We start from the raw sequence: 16,668 nt of genomic DNA, 5'->3' as shown, positions 1-16,668 counted from the left end.
ATATTTTGAGCAACAGTCAAGCATTTAAGAAGCTCAAAATAACTAAAATAATTGACAGGTTAAGGCTAATTCTCGTAATGTCACTATATTAACCTTCAAGATAATTAATTATGAACACAGCGTTTATTTTTCCCGGGCAAGGATCGCAAATAGTAGGGATGGGCAAAGAGTTTTACGATAACTTTAAAATAGCTAGAGAAACATTTGATATTGTCGATGAAGTATTACAGCGTAAACTTAAAGATATTATTTTTAACGGTCCCTTGGATAAACTTACGCTAACTATCAATGCACAACCGGCATTAATGGCTGTATCCATGGCAATAATAAATGTCATTAAAGAGCAAACGAAAAAAAATATTGATGAGCTATGTAGTTACGTTGCCGGTCATTCTTTAGGAGAATACACGGCATTATGTGCAGCAGGTAGCATTAACCTAGAGGATACGGCGAAATTGCTAAACGTACGAAGCCGATCAATGCAGGAAGCATGCGTTGAAGGGGAGGGGGCTATGGCGGCTTGCATAAATATTAATTTAAAGGAGCTTGAGCAAATAGTCGAAGAGGTAAGTGAATTCGGCGTATGTCAAATAGCTAACGATAATATAGTAGGTCAAATAGTGGTTAGCGGTAAAGTCCTAGCGGTCGAGAAAGTTATCTCTATAGTCAAGGATTTGGGATATAAAGCTATAAAATTAAAAGTTAGCGCACCCTTTCATTGTAGTTTAATGAAGCCTTCCGAGGAGAAAATGCAAATTGCGTTAAATCAAACGGTTATTAATAAACCGCTTATTCCGGTGATACAAAATTTTACCGCTCAGCCGGTAACGGATATTAATCAAATTAAACAAAATCTAATTTTGCAAATATGCGGTCGAGTAAGATGGCGAGAAACTCTCGAACAATTAAATAAATTACAGGTTACGAATATAGTCGAAATAGGTGCCGGAAATATACTAATAAACATGCTTAAAAAAACTAATTACCCATTTAAATTAAGTAATATAAGTAATTTAGAAGAATTACAAAATTTTTTAGTAACTTCTGATTTATAAAACTTTTAAATTAACTTAATAAAATCATTGGTTTCAGACTCTATCTCTCGCAATTTAGAAAAGCAAACCATAACCATAACATATATGATGGATAAATATAAAGGTGATACTGATTCTAGTTGTCAACCCAGCTTTTTAATATTTGTAACGATGCAACAAAATTTAAAATAGTAAAGTTATTAATTTTAAATTCTATCTCTCTTGATTTAGAAAAGCGAATTGAAATCTTAACATCCGTGATAGATAAATATAAAGATGACACTGACTCTATTTGTCACATAACCACACAACTTTTTAATATTTGTAAAAATACGACAAAGCTTGAAGCTATAGAATGTTTAATTGATCATTTAGAGTGCCGGAAAGGATTACCTGTTTTTTGGTGTTATGATGATACGACAATATGTGCTATGGCGAAACTTCTACAGAATCATCCAAGCATGATTATGAATAATATTTAAATAAGTAACTGATGTTACGCAGTATTTATCAAATAGGTATATTTGCCGCCATATTTTTTAATTGCTGAAATGCCATTTGATTAGCTTTTACAAGTAGCTTATATTTTATAGCAAAATGGTTAAGGTGAGTTTTTATTTTAAGTTTTTCCAATTTACAGTAAGCTATTAGTACAGAAAAAATATGGTTACATTGTGAACGAATAACTTTAGTCGGAGACTTTGCCAAACTAGCATTTTGCTTTATTGATTTGTGATATTCTTCGATACGCCACCGTTTTTGATAGAGTTCGTAGAAATATGGAACTTCTAGGCTTAAATCATTGGTAATCAAGTATAATATACCTTGTTTGCCGTTCTCGTTTGTGAAAACTTTTTTGAGTAGTTTGACCGGAAAATCAACTTCTTTAATCCAAACCGTTAAAGTAGTATTATCTTGCATATTTAATGATTCAATACGTTTAAAGTTTCCTAGTTGCTTATCTTGTGCAGAAATAGCTATTGTTCTATTGGATTTAATACCTAAAATAAATTTTTTACGGCATTCATAGTGAATAAACTTTATTGTTTCCTTTGACGAAAACCAATTATCCGCAAGAACGTAAGCAAAGCTTATGTCATTTTTAATAGCTTGTTTGACTAATTGGCGAAATAATTCGTTTTTATTACTACTTGATTTACGTTTTTCACGTCTGGTTTCTACATCACAAAATTTAATATCTTTTTTTATAACTTCATAACCTACAGGGACACTGATATCGCCATAACGGATTAAACATGATAGTAAATTAATACCCTTTACATGCCTACCTTTAGCATGAGAGTAATGCCAACAAATTATTTCGTTTTCATCCGTATATGCTTTCTCTTCAACTGAATCGTCAATAATTAAAACTCCCTCATCTACTTTATCCTGCTGTCTAACTAATCCTTTAACATACGACCATAGCTCTTTAGAACCGTTATAATGGTACCCAAAAACTAGACAAGAAAATAGAGAAAAGTAGGTATAATATCTCCTAGGAAAAGGAGCAAAAAATGAAAAAACAAGTTAAAAAATATAGCGCAGAAGAAAAAGCAAAAATAGCAATTGAAGCAATATCTGGAGAAATGACTATAGCTCAAATTACCAGCAAATATGGTGTTCACGCTAATCAGATTTATAAATGGAAGAAAGAAGCTTTAGATTTTATGGTTTCTGGATTTAAATCGAAATCTAAACAACAAGATACCGGCCAAGAAGATTTAATTAAATCATTATTTGAGCAAATAGGCCAGTTAACAGTTGAAAGAGACTGGCTCAAAAAAAAATCTAGTATCTTTGGATTTAGAGGTTAGGAAAAAAATGATAAGTTATGCTTCAAAATTAACCATAGCAAGACAATGCGAACTTTTAGATTTAAACCGCTCAAGTTACTATTACCGAGCTAGGAATACCTTAGATGATAAGGAGTATAGAGTACTGAACAGAATTGATGAGATTTTTACAGAGCATCCCTATTATGGTACTAGAAGAATGTCTCATGTCCTAAAATCGGAAGGGTTAAATGTTAGTCGTAAGATGATAAGAAAATATTATAAAATACTTGGTATTGAAGCAGTATACCCAAAAATTAATTTAAGCCGTAGGAATCAGGCTCATAAAGTATACCCATATCTATTAAATAATATAGAGGTGGTTTGCTCCAATCAAGTTTACTGTGCAGATATTACTTACATAAGATTAAAGCAAGGTTTTGTATATTTGGTTGCTATAATGGATTGGTATAGTCGTTATATTTTGAGTTGGCGGGTGTCGATTAGTTTAGAAAATGATTTTTGTATTGAAGCTCTAAATGAAGCAATATCTATACATGGCAAGCCTGACATTTTTAATACGGATCAGGGAGTACAGTTTACATCAAAAGATTTTACTCAAATACTTGAGCAACAAGGCATAGCTATTAGTATGGACGGCAAAGGCAGAGCCTTAGATAATGTATTTATTGAACGTTTTTGGAGATCTTTGAAACAAGAGAAGATTTATCGTTTTGATCTTGAAACGGTACGTGAAGCAAAGATAGCTATCAGAGATTATATAGAATTTTATAATAAGCAAAGACCTCATCAATCGCTTGAATATAAGACACCTAAAATGATACATTTTGCAGAAAAACTAGAAAATTACCAAGAGGCTATATGACATAGAAAATGCAAACTTTACTTTGAAAAACCAATACATTAATAAAGGAGAATTACACCTCTAAAATTTAAAAAATTTGTCTAGACAAAGGGTACCACCTCACGTACTCCCCACTATGTAAAAATCTAGTGATTTGATCATGGCTAAGCTCTCCCGATAATAATTCCGATAACCCTGTTGCCGTGGCGTACTTATTTTGACTAATTAAGTAATCTGTATAAATATCTAATAGTTTGTCCTGCAATTCTTATCTCTACATACATTTTTAAAGCTTAGAAATTATATAATTTTTTTACCTTTTTCAATCTATACCTGCGTAACATCTATTAATAATTGTCTCAAGCCTAATAGTGCCGATCCACGTATCACAGGCAAGACTACGGCTAATCGTTGTCTTGCCAAATTAAGTGCTATATTTAATATGGCTATAAAATGGGAAATTTTAGAAAAGAATCCGGCAGTACTACTTACCATATTTATTCGGAAGAAACACAAGAAATTTTAAAGAATCAACAGAAAGCTTTTAATCAGCAATTTATTTCTCTTAAGTCTATATATTAACAAACATTACAGTTTGTTTGGTAGTGATCTTTAAAGGCTCAAGCCTGATTTGTTATATGCCCGTGCTAATACCAACAGCTAATAAAAATGATATTAGTTGGGAGTAAGCTTATGAAAAAGTTAAATTTTAAATCATGTTACTATTCCAATCGTCTAATAGATAAAATCAAGCAACTAAATGAGATTAGTAGTCAAAAAGTAGACATAGCTCAAATTGAAAAAGCTATTTATTACGCCAAAAAATATCACGGTAACCAAAAGAGACAAACGGGTGAGCTATATCATCCGCTTGAGGTAGCTTATATGCTAGCAAATTATACCGCTACTAGAAAATCGGAATATTATCAAACTCATATTTTAGTAACGGCAATACTTCACGATACTATTGAAGATAGTGTGCCATAGTGAAACAAGAGAATAACAACTACTTGTTCATAAGCTTTATAGAAGATGAAGGAAGGTCCTTCGGAGTCGGTTTACAGGAGCGGGCTTCAAACCACCCAGTGCAGCTATCATAAAGAGTGATGGTTGTGAGCGACTGAGGAAAAGTCGAGATAAACTCGGCAGGTATGGATCAGAAAGACGAATAAACCTGAACTACTGTTGACGCGTCGTAAAAGTGGAAGTTTGACATCAAAACTAGAAGCGTATCCTCCTTCTAGGATAAATTTACAAGAAACCTGATTTACTGTGTAAGTGGTGTCCGGCGTAGAAGTAGCGTGATTCTGATCTTGGCTTTTATAAGGAACTATGGGAACTAGTCGCCTTGATGTTAAGGAAGAAATATAAAAAGTGGATACCTTGAATATGAGAGTACCGATGCAAGGAACTAGGGCGGAGCAATTCGTAGTAGCGAAGAAGCTTCTGTAATGGAGGTGGAGCGAAGGGATTGCGTTAGGTAGTTATATTTAAAATGCAACTTGCAAAAGGAGGAAATTTTGAATACAACAAAACCATTTACTATTTCAAATAATAGGTGCGTTTGCCTAATGGGAGCGGTGTGAAGCGAGAGTTTCATGCACCGTTCTGCGAGAGACTAGTAGGGAAGTTCTGCTGGTCTACTCTCCCGGAGCTTACAGAAAAACTAATAGCCGAAGGATTTGGCGATCAAATAGCAAATCAAGTTGAATCGTTAAGTAGAAATAAAAAATCTGGCAAAATTAGCTCCGAAGAAATTTTAAATATATTAGTTGCAAGCTAAAGACATGATATAATAATTAAACTTTTTGATCGAATTGATAATCTTCAAACCCTCGGCATCAAATCGCCTGAAAAAGCTCAGAAAATTATCGACGAAACAAAGAATTCATTTATACCCCTAGCTACTCAATTGCAAATGCCGATAATAGAAGAGCAACTAAAGAGCTTATGTAATAGGTATTTAGCAAAAAATCACTCTTTGTTTCAAGATTTTCCTATGGCTATTTTTGAGGATAATTTTCAACCTTGTTGGTAACTTTTCAACTCATAATTTTATTAAATAATTAAAAAGTTGAAAACTTATTAAATTTTAGTTGAAAAACTAAATTTAAAATATTAGTTTTTTAGCAATCATTGGTTTGACATTTTTAAAAGTAGATATTTTTAATTTTAAGCTCATTATAAACCTTATCTTTTAACTATTCTCACCTAAAAGTATAAAATAATTACTTATAGGATATTTATGAAAGAACAATATACATCTGCAACTACTACTTCTTCAAATTCTGAAAATGATGATCAAAATATATTGAATAAACTAACAACAAACGATCCTTCATTTGTCCATCTTGAGTTAAGCAAAATACATTTAACACAACATCCTAATGATTTTGTGCATGGATTACTTAGCTCTCATGCTTATGTAAATTCCGAAAATGGTGATGCAGTAAAGTTTGTTGCTGATGGCAAGAATGATGAACAAATAAAAGTCCGCAATTAGCAGTTAGCCGATTGGAAAGTTTATAAGGTATTTAATGATCCTACGGCAGGTAGGTATTATGGTGCTGCTTACGTCAATGAGCAGACAAAGCAGATGGTACTTGCTCATCGAGGTACTACATTAGAGCTTGGTGATTTATTAACAACAGACTCACCGTTTAAAACAGATTTTAAAAGTATTTTAGGTGGTCAAATAGTAGCGCAGCAAGCTGTAGCATATATTGCCACAAAAGAAATTGTCGAGCATGCTAAACAGCATGGTTATAATCTATCTTTTACCGGTCATTCGCTAGGTGCATGGCTTGCGGAACTAAGTTTATATTTTTCTCATCGTGATTTTAATTACTCGAAAGCAAAGGCGATAACTTTTGATAGCCCTGGCTCTGCATTAACTATAGACGGGTTTAAGTCAAGTATTCATAGTTATGAAATTGATTTTGATGTAAGAATTCTGGACATAACTACTTATTTATCAGCTCCAAACTTTGTAAATGTATGTAATCCGCATATTCATAAAGCTTATAGATTATTTCCAGAAATTACGGCAGCCGAACATACAGACAAAATAATAAATGTGGTAAATAAAGCACCACTGATTAAAAGCTGCACCCCTTTGTTAGCAGGCGTATTATCATTAGCAGGTCATTTACTTACTCCTTTGCTCGCTACTTTTGATCCCAAAACTGGTAAACCAGTAAAGTATGAAAAGGTATTAGATTGGCCTTGTATTAAATATCAATCGAAAGATAACGAAGGCTTAATATATAAAGGTATTACGGCAACAACGCTTGGAAGCTTTTTAGAGGTAATAGATCAATTTGTTAGCGGTAATATCGCAAGCGAACAAATTTGGGAGGTTTATAAACATTTAGAAAGTAAAGCCGAACAAGGTTATCCATTACAGAAAATAACATCACCTAAAGGTGAGTTTTCCCTTTTTTATGAAGGGCATTATAGGACACAAACATTAAATTTGTATCAAGATGTATTATCGCCTATTAAGGGAAGTATTGATTGGTGTTTATCTCGTTTAGCTAAGAGTAATGAAAAAGAGCTTGCAGACATTAAAGAATTAAAAGAAATTGGAGTAAGGCAGTTAATTAAGTTACAACAACAATATAAGATAAAGCAAGTTGACGGCAAAAAAATTATATATTCTTCAACTATTCCGATTGAAGAGTTAAAATATCAATTGTTAAGGTTAATGGAAATAAATTCTTTTATTGAAAATATGTTAAAAGGTTCTGCTTCTATATTGAGTTATACAGAATCTTATAATCAAATATTTAGAGTTAACAAAATAAAACTTGGAGATAAACTGCAAGATTTAGTTAAAAATTTTGTCGGCAGGGAAGAAATATTTAAAAATATAGATCAAGCTTTTAATCAAGAAAAACCTTATCAATATGTAAAGATTAGTGGCATACCTGGAATAGGTAAAAGTAGTTGTGCGGTAGAATATGCAAGAATTCAAAAGAATAAAGATATTACGGTTAGATTATTTAATAGTGATACAAAAGAGAAAATAACAGAAGATTATCATGCTTTAGCTATTGAGCTAGGAATTGATGCTACTCAACCTATAAACATAATTATTAATTTAATAAATGCTAAGCTTAAAAATAGCAGTGATAATACAGTTTTATTTATATTTGATAATGTTGAACGTTATGAAGATATAAAAGAATTTATAGCAAACCTTCCTTCTAAAGTAAAAGTAATAATTACCTGTCGAAACAATAAACTAGCAGATAACTTGTTAGAAGCCTATCCTGTTAAGCTCTTAGCTCTCACTGAACCAGATTCAAAAAAATATATACAAAAAAGCTTACCGGGAAGAGTAACGGATAAAGACGCACAGGAATTAATAAAAGAAACAGGGGTAGTTCCTTATAAATTATCAAAAGCGGTAGCTTATTTGGAGTTAAATGAATCTCTAACTATTAAGGAATATATCACAGAACATGCTAATACAATAAAAACTGAAATTATAAACCAAGAAACTGCAATGTTATTAAGGTTATTAGAGAAATCACCCAAAGCTTGGGAAATGTTACAATATGCTGCTTACCTAGATACTGATTTTATCAGTATAGAAATATTTAAAGAATTATTACAACTAAATTCTATTGAAGTAGGTAAATGCATAAGAACACTCCAAGCATTATCGTTAGTTGACGCAATAAACAAAGCAAGCAAACCTGGGATAAAGCTACATAGAGAAGTACAAGAGGAAGTACAACAATATGTAAAAATATGCCCTAATAATACATTATCGTTACAGGACATAGGTATTAATTTAATAACAGTTTTAGAAAAATTAATGCCTACTATTGACGCAAACCCTGATGATGATTGGAAGACAGCAGAGTTATTTTATATCCAAGCTACCAAAATAGTAAATGACAATTATAAAGAATTTGAAAAAGAGAAACAGGCAAGTTTATATAATAAACTAGCTTCATATTACGATTATGTAGTTTGTGATTTTAAGCAAGCTATCAGTTATTTTGAAACTGCTTTAAAGATGCGCCAAGAGTTATACCAAGGCAATCACCCTGATATTGCTCAATCTCTTAATTCTGTCGGAGGGGCTTATGATAAATTAGGCAATAGCTCTAAAGGGCTGAAATATTACGAAGAAGCACTAAAGATGCACCAAGAGTTATACCAAGGCAATCACCCTGATATTGCTCAATCTCTTAATAATGTCGGATTGGCTTATGATAGCTTAGGTGATACAAAGAAGGCCATAGAACTTTATAAGCAAGCTTATTTAATGCGTGTTAGTACTTTGGGTTTTGATCATCCAGATACTAATGAATCAAAACAACTCCTTGAAAAAGAAGCACCAGAGTTTTTAAAAAACAATGAAACCACCAAATTTATACCTGAAAAAAGAGAATTCAATCTTGTAGTGCTTGAAGTTAAACAGAAACTTCAAGCAGGGATGTATGTTTCTATTTTAGATATAATAACAAAACTGGCAAGTAAAGGAATCTGGAGCGTTGAAGATCCATTAGGCAATAATTGGGGTACATTAGGTTATGTGGAAAATACATATCTTAAGAAACAACTTGGAGATTTAGCAACACCTGAAAATTTAGAAATAGCACAGATGTTGTGTTTTGAAGCAATTAACCTAGCTATAATGAGCAAAGGAGAAAAAGAACGAGATTTTACATGTGTAATAGAATTTGCTAAAAAATATCCTGAATTAATTAAAAAGATAGCAGATGAACATCCTGAATATTTTGTTGATGGCTCAATACTAAGAAAATGTATTAATGATTTTGTAATTATAGAAAAGCTGCTTGGTGTTGATAGTGCAATCTACCAAGAAAGCACTTATGATAAAGAACAGGATAATAATGAAAAAACAGCAGAAAAAACTCCTATCTATCCACAGCAAGAAGGTATACATAAAAAATTAGGAATATCAAATAATTACGTTCCAGAGATAAAAGTTAAAGTACCTAATATTATAATTAAAGCTGCTTTAATACAAAAACAGATAAGTAATATGGTAAATAAAACTATCACTGAAGAAATACCCTCTGCTGAAATATCGATGAGCGGTTATTTTAGATATCCTTTTAGTGATTGTGACTTACATTAGTTTCTCATTAGTCAGAAGAAAACTAACCTCTATAACTCGTGAGAGGAGAAGTCTGCTGGTGTTTCCCCTAAATTTACTACGTTAACCTGAGATGTTATATCCTCTATACTAAGAGGCAAGGACATTATGTTTTCAGCAGTAGAAGTTGTGGTGGTTGTAGTAGTAGTTTGAGCTGCTGAAGTTTCAGGAATTAAACCTAATTTAGCTTTTAACTCTGCTAGATTTGTACAATCTTGTAATTGCTATTATTTCTTTAGGGTTTTTACCTAATACTTGTGCTTTAAATATTTCATCAAAAGGATTTGAATACATTTTCCACGCACCATCACATACAGCTAAATTCAGAAAGATTTAGACAATGTGAATTTAAAGGTGAGCCTGCGCAGCGTATAATAATACGTGAGCACAGGCGAATCCAGAAAAATTCGCTTGTATCAAGCTTTCTGAATGACGCTGTACTCCGTGAGTTCCTCTATGGTTATATTCTTCCATATCTAAATATTTATCACAAAAGCCGCAGCATAACTTAGCGATTCCTATATATCTAGAATCAATTTCAGATTGCAAAAATTCAAAGTGCTTTAATAGAGGTAAGGAAAAATGTATAGTTATATTACATTCCGTATGAAGATTTAAGTGATTATCAAGAATTTTTATTATCAGATTTCATATTTTTATTAATACGGTAAGTCATAACTATTAAAAAGATCGGTGGTATTTTCTCCTAACCTATCCAACTGATCTGCAGCCTCTATAAATATTCCTCTAGCAACTTGATTTTCTATATTTAATTTTTCTCTATAAGAAGAATCGCACACTTTTAATGCAACTTCTCTTAATATTTCTCTTTCTTCTTTTTCTTCTAAATGTAATATTGTTTTTATTTCATCAACGTTTCTATCTTCAACTTGTTTAGAAATATAACAATTTCCATATTCATCACTCTCAAAATATTTTGCTAAATTATTTATTTCTATTGGTTTCGGATCACTTTCGAGATTTTTTAATGCTATAGTATATGATTCTATAACTGATTCAAAAGTGGTTAAAGAAGCTTTATTATTATTTGGAGAGCTTGGATTTGAATTATGCGGGCTATAATGTTGAACTTTCATACAAACCTCTAACTATTTAAATTTTATAAATTTATTATATCATAATTAATTATTTAACTGTTAACACAATTTAAAAACTCTAGAGCTAGATTCTTTGATATATAGGTCATACATGTCGGGGAAGTTAGTTCTGAAAGATTTAAGATCGAAATTACTGCGATTATGATTTTTCCATATTATTAAGCATCTATATTGAAGATACTGAGCTTACAGAAAAACAAATAGCAGAAGCGTTTGGTGAACAAGTAGCGGCTGGGGTTGAATCTTTAAGTAGGAATAAAAAACACGGCAAAATTAGTTCCGAAGAAATTTTAAATATATTAGTTGCAAGCCAAAGACATGATACAATAATAATTAAACTTTTTGATCGGATTGATAATCTTCAAACGCTTGGTATTAAAAAACCCGAAAAAGCACAAAAAATTATAGACGAAACCTTAGACGCTTTCGTACCGTAGCAAAAGATTTAAATATGCCGATAATCGAAAAGCAACTAAAGAAAACTATGCGATAGATATCTTGGTATTAATAGGCTTTTACCGCAATATTCAGAAGATTCTATCGGTAACGGTTTATGTCATTTTTGTTAACTCTATTATTTTTATTCACTTTTTTTCACAAAACAACTAAAAATTAATTTTTAATTAAATTTTAGTTGAAAAGTTAAGTTTAATAGCTTAGGGTTTTAACAATTACAGGTTTTGAAAATTCTAAAAGCAAATATTTTTAATTTTAAGCTCATTACAAACATAATCTTTTAAGTGTTTTTTAATCTGAAAATAATAAAATAATTATTTATAGGATATTTATGAAAGCACAATCTTCACTAACTCCTTCGACTACTGCTACTGTATCAAATTCTAAAAATGATTATCAAAATATACTTAATAAACTAGCGGTGAATGATCCTTCATTTTCAAATCTAGATTTGAGTACATTTCATTTAACACAAGAGCAGGTGCAGGAGATAGCTAGCAAGATACAAAATAATAATTTTGTTGGAAACGTTATTTGGGGTACATATCCAAACTCTACTATGAGTTTAATAGAAAATATTGAAAACAAAATTATTCAGAATAATAAACAATATCAGTACTATCCTAACGATTTTACTCATGGTCTGCTTAGTTCTCATGTCTATTTAGATAGTAAAGATAAAGAGAAAGTGCTTTTTAAAAGCGATGATCCTTTGGCTAAATATAATTCTCATCTTAAAAACTGGTATGTACATAAAGTATTTACTAAAGTCGATAATGCAGGATATTACGGCACTTTATACGTCAATGAGCAAACTAAACAAGCGGTACTTGCTCATAGAGGTACAACACTAGAATTAAAAGATTTGTTTAAAGGTAATTCATCCATACAAACAGATATCAAAGGAGTATTAGGCAAACAAATTGTTGCTCAACAAATTACTTCTTATGTAGTTTCTAAAGAAGCTATAGAATACGCAAAAAATAATGATTATCATTTATCAATTACCGACAAACAGATATTAAAGGGGTATTCGGTAAACAAATAGTTTCTCAACAAATTACTTCTTACGTAGTTACTAAAGAGGCTACTGAGTATGCAAAAAATAATGATTACCACTTATCAGTTACCGGCTACGGGCTTGGTGCATGGCTTGCAGAGCTTAGCATATATTTTTCTCATCGTGATTTTAGCTATCCGAAAGTAAAAGCTGTAACTTTTGATAGTCCAGGCTCAGTAATGCAGATAGAAGAGCTAAAGTCGAATATTATTAACCATGAAACAAAATTTGAGATTGAGAATTTAGATATAATAACTTACCTTTCTGCTCCAAACTTTATTAATAGTTGTAACCAGCATGTCGGAAAAGTTTATAGATTATTTCCTGAAATAACTAAGCCGGAAGTTGTTAATCAAATACTTACAAAATTAGCATGGTTACAAAAAATACCGATGATAGGAGCTAAATTAAAAGAAAATTCTTTTTTATTAGACGGATTACTGTCAATAATCGGTCATCGTTTACCTCCTTTATTAGATAGCTTTGATCCTAGTATCGGTAAACCGATAAAGTGTGAAGAGATATTAGACTGGCCGACTATAAAATATAATCCAAATTTGGCTAAGGTAAAAGAAACAGAGAAAGGTTTTATTAAAGGTTTATTAAATGCAATACCTTATTCAAACATGGTACCCGACTTCATGAAAAGTGCTGCGAGTTCAGTAATATGTAAAGCTATACCCGATAATGCTTTAATGGGGTTACTTAATATATTAATTGAATTAATTAACGGTAATATAAAGTCCGATCAATATTTTACTACTTATAAGTACTTAGAGAGTTCTAGTAATAAAGAAGGATATAACGTTAAAGTAAACTTAAGCGATCGCCAAGAATTCTCTTTATCTTATGAAGGTCATTATAGAACAAAGCCGTTAAACCCTTCAAGGGACGTAATGGCAACAAGTAATAGAGGTAGTAGCGATTGGTATTTAAGCCAGCTAACTAAATTAAGTGTTAAGAAAATAGAAGAAAAGGCAATACCTACTTTACTTAAGCAACAATTAATCGCAATAAAGGAGCAATATACTATAGACCCTGAAGGTAAGAAATATTTATGTACTAAATCAGTTAATATTAAAGCTGATGATGTTAGACAGAATTTAATGAGGCTAATTGAGATAAGCCCTGCAGTTAAAGAAATATTGGAAGATAAATACGCTCATGCCATTAAGCCGGCTAATATTAGCGGAGTATTTACTAGCAATTTACCTGCTATGTCGATAAGTAATTTTATTCATAGAGAGAATATCTTTGAGCAAATAGATAAAGCTTTAAGCGTTAATCATCAGTTAGCAATAGATGTTACGCAGGTATAGATTGAAAAAGGTAAAAAAATTATATAATTTCTAAGCTTTAAAAATGTATGTAGAGATAAGAATTGCAGGACAAACTATTAGATATTTATACAGATTACTTAATTAGTCAAAATAAGTACGCCACGGCAACAGGGTTATCGGAATTATTATCGGGAGAGCTTAGCCATGATCAAATCACTAGATTTTTACATAGTGGGGAGTACGGTTCTAAAGAGCTATGGTCGTATGTTAAAGGATTAGTTAGACAGCAGGATAAAGTAGATGAGGGAGTTTTAATTATTGACGATTCAGTTGAAGAGAAAGCATATACGGATGAAAACGAAATAATTTGTTGGCATTACTCTCATGCTAAAGGTAGGCATGTAAAGGGTATTAATTTACTATCATGTTTAATCCGTTATGGCGATATCAGTGTCCCTGTAGGTTATGAAGTTATAAAAAAAGATATTAAATTTTGTGATGTAGAAACCAGACGTGAAAAACGTAAATCAAGTAGTAATAAAAACGAATTATTTCGCCAATTAGTCAAACAAGCTATTAAAAATGACATAAGCTTTGCTTACGTTCTTGCGGATAATTGGTTTTCGTCAAAGGAAACAATAAAGTTTATTCACTATGAATGCCGTAAAAAATTTATTTTAGGTATTAAATCCAATAGAACAATAGCTATTTCTGCACAAGATAAGCAACTAGGAAACTTTAAACGTATTGAATCATTAAATATGCAAGATAATACTACTTTAACGGTTTGGATTAAAGAAGTTGATTTTCCGGTCAAACTACTCAAAAAAGTTTTCACAAACGAGAACGGCAAACAAGGTATATTATACTTGATTACCAATGATTTAAGCCTAGAAGTTCCATATTTCTACGAACTCTATCAAAAACGGTGGCGTATCGAAGAATATCACAAATCAATAAAGCAAAATGCTAGTTTGGCAAAGTGAGGTGGTACCCTTTGTCTAGACAAATTTTTTAAATTTTAGAGGTGTAATTCTCCTTTATTAATGTATTGGTTTTTCAAAGTAAAGTTTGCATTTTCTATGTCATATAGCCTCTTGGTAATTTTCTAGTTTTTCTGCAAAATGTATCATTTTAGGTGTCTTATATTCAAGCGATTGATGAGGTCTTTGCTTATTATAAAATTCTATATAATCTCTGATAGCTATCTTTGCTTCACGTACCGTTTCAAGATCAAAACGATAAATCTTCTCTTGTTTCAAAGATCTCCAAAAACGTTCAATAAATACATTATCTAAGGCTCTGCCTTTGCCGTCCATACTAATAGCTATGCCTTGTTGCTCAAGTATTTGAGTAAAATCTTTTGATGTAAACTGTACTCCCTGATCCGTATTAAAAATGTCAGGCTTGCCATGTATAGATATTGCTTCATTTAGAGCTTCAATACAAAAATCATTTTCTAAACTAATCGACACCCGCCAACTCAAAATATAACGACTATACCAATCCATTATAGCAACCAAATATACAAAACCTTGCTTTAATCTTATGTAAGTAATATCTGCACAGTAAACTTGATTGGAGCAAACCACCTCTATATTATTTAATAGATATGGGTATACTTTATGAGCCTGATTCCTACGGCTTAAATTAATTTTTGGGTATACTGCTTCAATACCAAGTATTTTATAATATTTTCTTATCATCTTACGACTAACATTTAACCCTTCCGATTTTAGGACATGAGACATTCTTCTAGTACCATAATAGGGATGCTCTGTAAAAATCTCATCAATTCTGTTCAGTACTCTATACTCCTTATCATCTAAGGTATTCCTAGCTCGGTAATAGTAACTTGAGCGGTTTAAATCTAAAAGTTCGCATTGTCTTGCTATGGTTAATTTTGAAGCATAACTTATCATTTTTTTCCTAACCTCTAAATCCAAAGATACTAGATTTTTTTTTGAGCCAGTCTCTTTCAACTGTTAACTGGCCTATTTGCTCAAATAATGATTTAATTAATCTTCTTGGCCGGTATCTTGTTGTTTAGATTTCGATTTAAATCCAGAAACCATAAAATCTAAAGCTTCTTTCTTCCATTTATAAATCTGATTAGCGTGAACACCATATTTGCTGGTAATTTGAGCTATAGTCATTTCTCCAGATATTGCTTCAATTGCTATTTTTGCTTTTTCTTCTGCGCTATATTTTTTAACTTGTTTTTTCATTTTTTGCTCCTTTTCCTAGGAGATATTATACCTACTTTTCTCTATTTTCTTGTCTAGTTTTTGGGTACCATTATAAAGTCTCCGACTAAAGTTATTCGTTCACAATGTAACCATATTTTTTCTGTACTAATAGCTTACTGTAAATTGGAAAAACTTAAAATAAAAACTCACCTTAACCATTTTGCTATAAAATATAAGCTACTTGTAAAAGCTAATCAAATGGCATTTCAGCAATTAAAAAATATGGCGGCAAATATACCTATTTGATAAATACTGCGTAACATCAGTAAGTAATGAAAATTATAAAATAATTATAGAAATTTCAATAGTTAAATGGTATAAAGTAAAGCCGAAAGCATGGAGAGGTGGCCGAGTGGCCGAAGGCGACGGTTTGCTAAACCGTTATACGGGTCAAACTGTATCGAGGGTTCGAATCCCTCTCTCTCCGCCAGTCTGGACAGTTGGCTACTTCTTGCAGTTTATCGAAGGGAAAAACCAGTTGGTAATGCACCTTGCAGCTCTTCAGCTCTAGGTTCGAGAATATGAAATTTAAAAATTCACGTTTTTCGGAAATCGTCGAACCTTTAAAAATTTCGTATGCATTTGTCGTTACATTTATAAAATCTAAAAGCTTTTTGGAAAGCTTATCGTCTATACCGTCATAACTCTTAATTAACTCGCTTAATTCACATTGACGCTCTTTTAATTGCGAT

General features: G+C 31.7%; 16 protein-coding genes, 1 tRNA gene and 4 pseudogenes. 15 read left to right on the top strand and 6 right to left on the bottom strand.

Annotated elements, in window-relative coordinates; translation table 11 throughout:
• Positions 1-110 precede the first annotated feature (110 nt).
• Together fabD and AAHM91_RS01460 are read left to right on the top strand one after the other, a co-directional pair.
• Entirely contained in the window at positions 111-1,055 is a 945-nt protein-coding gene (fabD, locus tag AAHM91_RS01465; protein ID WP_342269639.1) for an ACP S-malonyltransferase, read from the top strand.
• Between the two features lie 119 nt (positions 1,056-1,174).
• Complete coding sequence (locus AAHM91_RS01460) at positions 1,175-1,516, top strand: hypothetical protein (protein ID WP_342269638.1); 342 nt, start codon at positions 1,175-1,177, stop codon at positions 1,514-1,516.
• 28 nt (positions 1,517-1,544) lie between these two features.
• Here the strand turns inward: AAHM91_RS01460 and AAHM91_RS01455 are convergent.
• Positions 1,545-2,474, bottom strand: a pseudogene (locus AAHM91_RS01455) (IS701 family transposase); the annotation flags it as partial.
• Between the two features lie 77 nt (positions 2,475-2,551).
• On the opposite strand from AAHM91_RS01455, the gene AAHM91_RS01450 reads away from it, so the two are divergent.
• On the top strand, positions 2,552-2,851 hold the full coding sequence (locus AAHM91_RS01450; protein WP_045812944.1) for a transposase: 300 nt from the start codon (positions 2,552-2,554) through the stop codon (positions 2,849-2,851).
• Positions 2,852-2,858: 7 nt separating this feature from the next.
• Positions 2,859-3,695: an IS3 family transposase gene (locus AAHM91_RS01445; protein ID WP_342269489.1), complete on the top strand. Its 837-nt coding sequence runs from the start codon at positions 2,859-2,861 to the stop codon at positions 3,693-3,695.
• Positions 3,696-3,798: 103 nt separating this feature from the next.
• On the opposite strand, the pseudogene AAHM91_RS01440 reads toward AAHM91_RS01445, so the two are convergent.
• A pseudogene (locus tag AAHM91_RS01440) lies at positions 3,799-3,939 on the bottom strand (IS701 family transposase); the annotation flags it as partial.
• A gap of 188 nt (positions 3,940-4,127) precedes the next feature.
• On the opposite strand from AAHM91_RS01440, the gene AAHM91_RS01435 reads away from it, so the two are divergent.
• From AAHM91_RS01435 to AAHM91_RS01415, 5 genes are all read left to right on the top strand, one after another.
• Positions 4,128-4,256: a hypothetical protein gene (locus AAHM91_RS01435; protein WP_342269636.1), complete on the top strand. Its 129-nt coding sequence runs from the start codon at positions 4,128-4,130 to the stop codon at positions 4,254-4,256.
• 111 nt (positions 4,257-4,367) lie between these two features.
• Positions 4,368-4,661 (top strand): hypothetical protein, encoded by a 294-nt coding sequence (locus tag AAHM91_RS01430; protein WP_342269635.1) that lies wholly within the window; start codon positions 4,368-4,370, stop codon positions 4,659-4,661.
• A 595-nt stretch (positions 4,662-5,256) separates the two neighbouring features.
• A complete protein-coding gene (locus AAHM91_RS01425) occupies positions 5,257-5,457 on the top strand; it encodes a hypothetical protein (protein ID WP_342269634.1) in 201 nt (66 codons plus the stop codon).
• A gap of 462 nt (positions 5,458-5,919) precedes the next feature.
• Entirely contained in the window at positions 5,920-6,177 is a 258-nt protein-coding gene (locus AAHM91_RS01420; RefSeq protein ID WP_342269633.1) for a hypothetical protein, read from the top strand.
• A 93-nt stretch (positions 6,178-6,270) separates the two neighbouring features.
• Positions 6,271-9,795: a tetratricopeptide repeat protein gene (locus tag AAHM91_RS01415; RefSeq protein ID WP_342269632.1), complete on the top strand. Its 3,525-nt coding sequence runs from the start codon at positions 6,271-6,273 to the stop codon at positions 9,793-9,795.
• A 366-nt stretch (positions 9,796-10,161) separates the two neighbouring features.
• Here the strand turns inward: AAHM91_RS01415 and AAHM91_RS10910 are convergent, their stop codons facing one another.
• Both AAHM91_RS10910 and AAHM91_RS01400 read right to left on the bottom strand, forming a co-directional pair.
• Positions 10,162-10,362 carry a hypothetical protein gene (locus AAHM91_RS10910; protein ID WP_410526151.1) on the bottom strand — a complete coding sequence of 67 codons (201 nt, stop codon included), beginning with the start codon at positions 10,360-10,362 and terminating at the stop codon, positions 10,162-10,164.
• Between the two features lie 110 nt (positions 10,363-10,472).
• Positions 10,473-10,910, bottom strand: a complete 438-nt coding sequence (locus AAHM91_RS01400; protein WP_342269631.1) for a hypothetical protein — start codon at positions 10,908-10,910, stop codon at positions 10,473-10,475.
• Between the two features lie 173 nt (positions 10,911-11,083).
• Between AAHM91_RS01400 and AAHM91_RS01395 the strand changes: the two genes are divergently transcribed.
• The 4 genes and pseudogenes from AAHM91_RS01395 to AAHM91_RS01380 form a co-directional block, all read left to right on the top strand.
• Entirely contained in the window at positions 11,084-11,368 is a 285-nt protein-coding gene (locus AAHM91_RS01395) for an HD domain-containing protein (RefSeq protein WP_342269822.1), read from the top strand.
• Between the two features lie 350 nt (positions 11,369-11,718).
• Positions 11,719-12,435, top strand: coding sequence for a hypothetical protein (locus AAHM91_RS01390; protein WP_342269630.1), 717 nt, complete (start codon positions 11,719-11,721; stop codon positions 12,433-12,435).
• Positions 12,436-12,626: 191 nt separating this feature from the next.
• Positions 12,627-13,766 (top strand): hypothetical protein, encoded by a 1,140-nt coding sequence (locus AAHM91_RS01385; protein ID WP_342269629.1) that lies wholly within the window; start codon positions 12,627-12,629, stop codon positions 13,764-13,766.
• A 62-nt stretch (positions 13,767-13,828) separates the two neighbouring features.
• Positions 13,829-14,710, top strand: a pseudogene (locus tag AAHM91_RS01380) (IS701 family transposase); the annotation flags it as partial.
• Between the two features lie 102 nt (positions 14,711-14,812).
• Here the strand turns inward: AAHM91_RS01380 and AAHM91_RS01375 are convergent.
• Complete coding sequence (locus tag AAHM91_RS01375; RefSeq protein ID WP_342269821.1) at positions 14,813-15,673, bottom strand: IS3 family transposase; 861 nt, start codon at positions 15,671-15,673, stop codon at positions 14,813-14,815.
• Positions 15,674-15,745: 72 nt separating this feature from the next.
• Complete coding sequence (locus AAHM91_RS01370) at positions 15,746-15,955, bottom strand: transposase (protein ID WP_342269627.1); 210 nt, start codon at positions 15,953-15,955, stop codon at positions 15,746-15,748.
• A gap of 66 nt (positions 15,956-16,021) precedes the next feature.
• Here AAHM91_RS01370 and AAHM91_RS10995 point away from each other — a divergent pair.
• Positions 16,022-16,222 (top strand): annotated as a pseudogene (locus AAHM91_RS10995) (IS701 family transposase); the annotation flags it as partial.
• Between the two features lie 92 nt (positions 16,223-16,314).
• Positions 16,315-16,406 (top strand) — tRNA-Ser (locus AAHM91_RS01360).
• Positions 16,407-16,668: the final 262 nt, after the last annotated feature.

It is taken from the genome of Rickettsia endosymbiont of Orchestes rusci (assembly GCF_964030945.1).
Classification (GTDB): domain Bacteria; phylum Pseudomonadota; class Alphaproteobacteria; order Rickettsiales; family Rickettsiaceae; genus Rickettsia.
Note: the sequence above shows the minus strand (reverse complement) of the source record. Positions and strands in the feature narration are given on the sequence as shown.

What these genes read in the sequence shown, in the direction of transcription:
- fabD (WP_342269639.1), top strand. Translation starts at nt 111, where the DNA reads ATGAACACAGCGTTTATTTTTCCCGGGCAAGGATCGCAAATAGTAGGG.
- AAHM91_RS01450 (WP_045812944.1), top strand. Translation starts at nt 2,552, where the DNA reads ATGAAAAAACAAGTTAAAAAATATAGCGCAGAAGAAAAAGCAAAAATA.
- AAHM91_RS01445 (WP_342269489.1), top strand. Translation starts at nt 2,859, where the DNA reads ATGATAAGTTATGCTTCAAAATTAACCATAGCAAGACAATGCGAACTT.
- AAHM91_RS01435 (WP_342269636.1), top strand. Translation starts at nt 4,128, where the DNA reads ATGGGAAATTTTAGAAAAGAATCCGGCAGTACTACTTACCATATTTAT.
- AAHM91_RS01430 (WP_342269635.1), top strand. Translation starts at nt 4,368, where the DNA reads ATGAAAAAGTTAAATTTTAAATCATGTTACTATTCCAATCGTCTAATA.
- AAHM91_RS01420 (WP_342269633.1), top strand. Translation starts at nt 5,920, where the DNA reads ATGAAAGAACAATATACATCTGCAACTACTACTTCTTCAAATTCTGAA.
- AAHM91_RS01415 (WP_342269632.1), top strand. Translation starts at nt 6,271, where the DNA reads ATGGTACTTGCTCATCGAGGTACTACATTAGAGCTTGGTGATTTATTA.
- AAHM91_RS01400 (WP_342269631.1), bottom strand. Translation starts at nt 10,910, where the DNA reads ATGAAAGTTCAACATTATAGCCCGCATAATTCAAATCCAAGCTCTCCA.
- AAHM91_RS01390 (WP_342269630.1), top strand. Translation starts at nt 11,719, where the DNA reads ATGAAAGCACAATCTTCACTAACTCCTTCGACTACTGCTACTGTATCA.
- AAHM91_RS01385 (WP_342269629.1), top strand. Translation starts at nt 12,627, where the DNA reads ATGCAGATAGAAGAGCTAAAGTCGAATATTATTAACCATGAAACAAAA.
- AAHM91_RS01370 (WP_342269627.1), bottom strand. Translation starts at nt 15,955, where the DNA reads ATGAAAAAACAAGTTAAAAAATATAGCGCAGAAGAAAAAGCAAAAATA.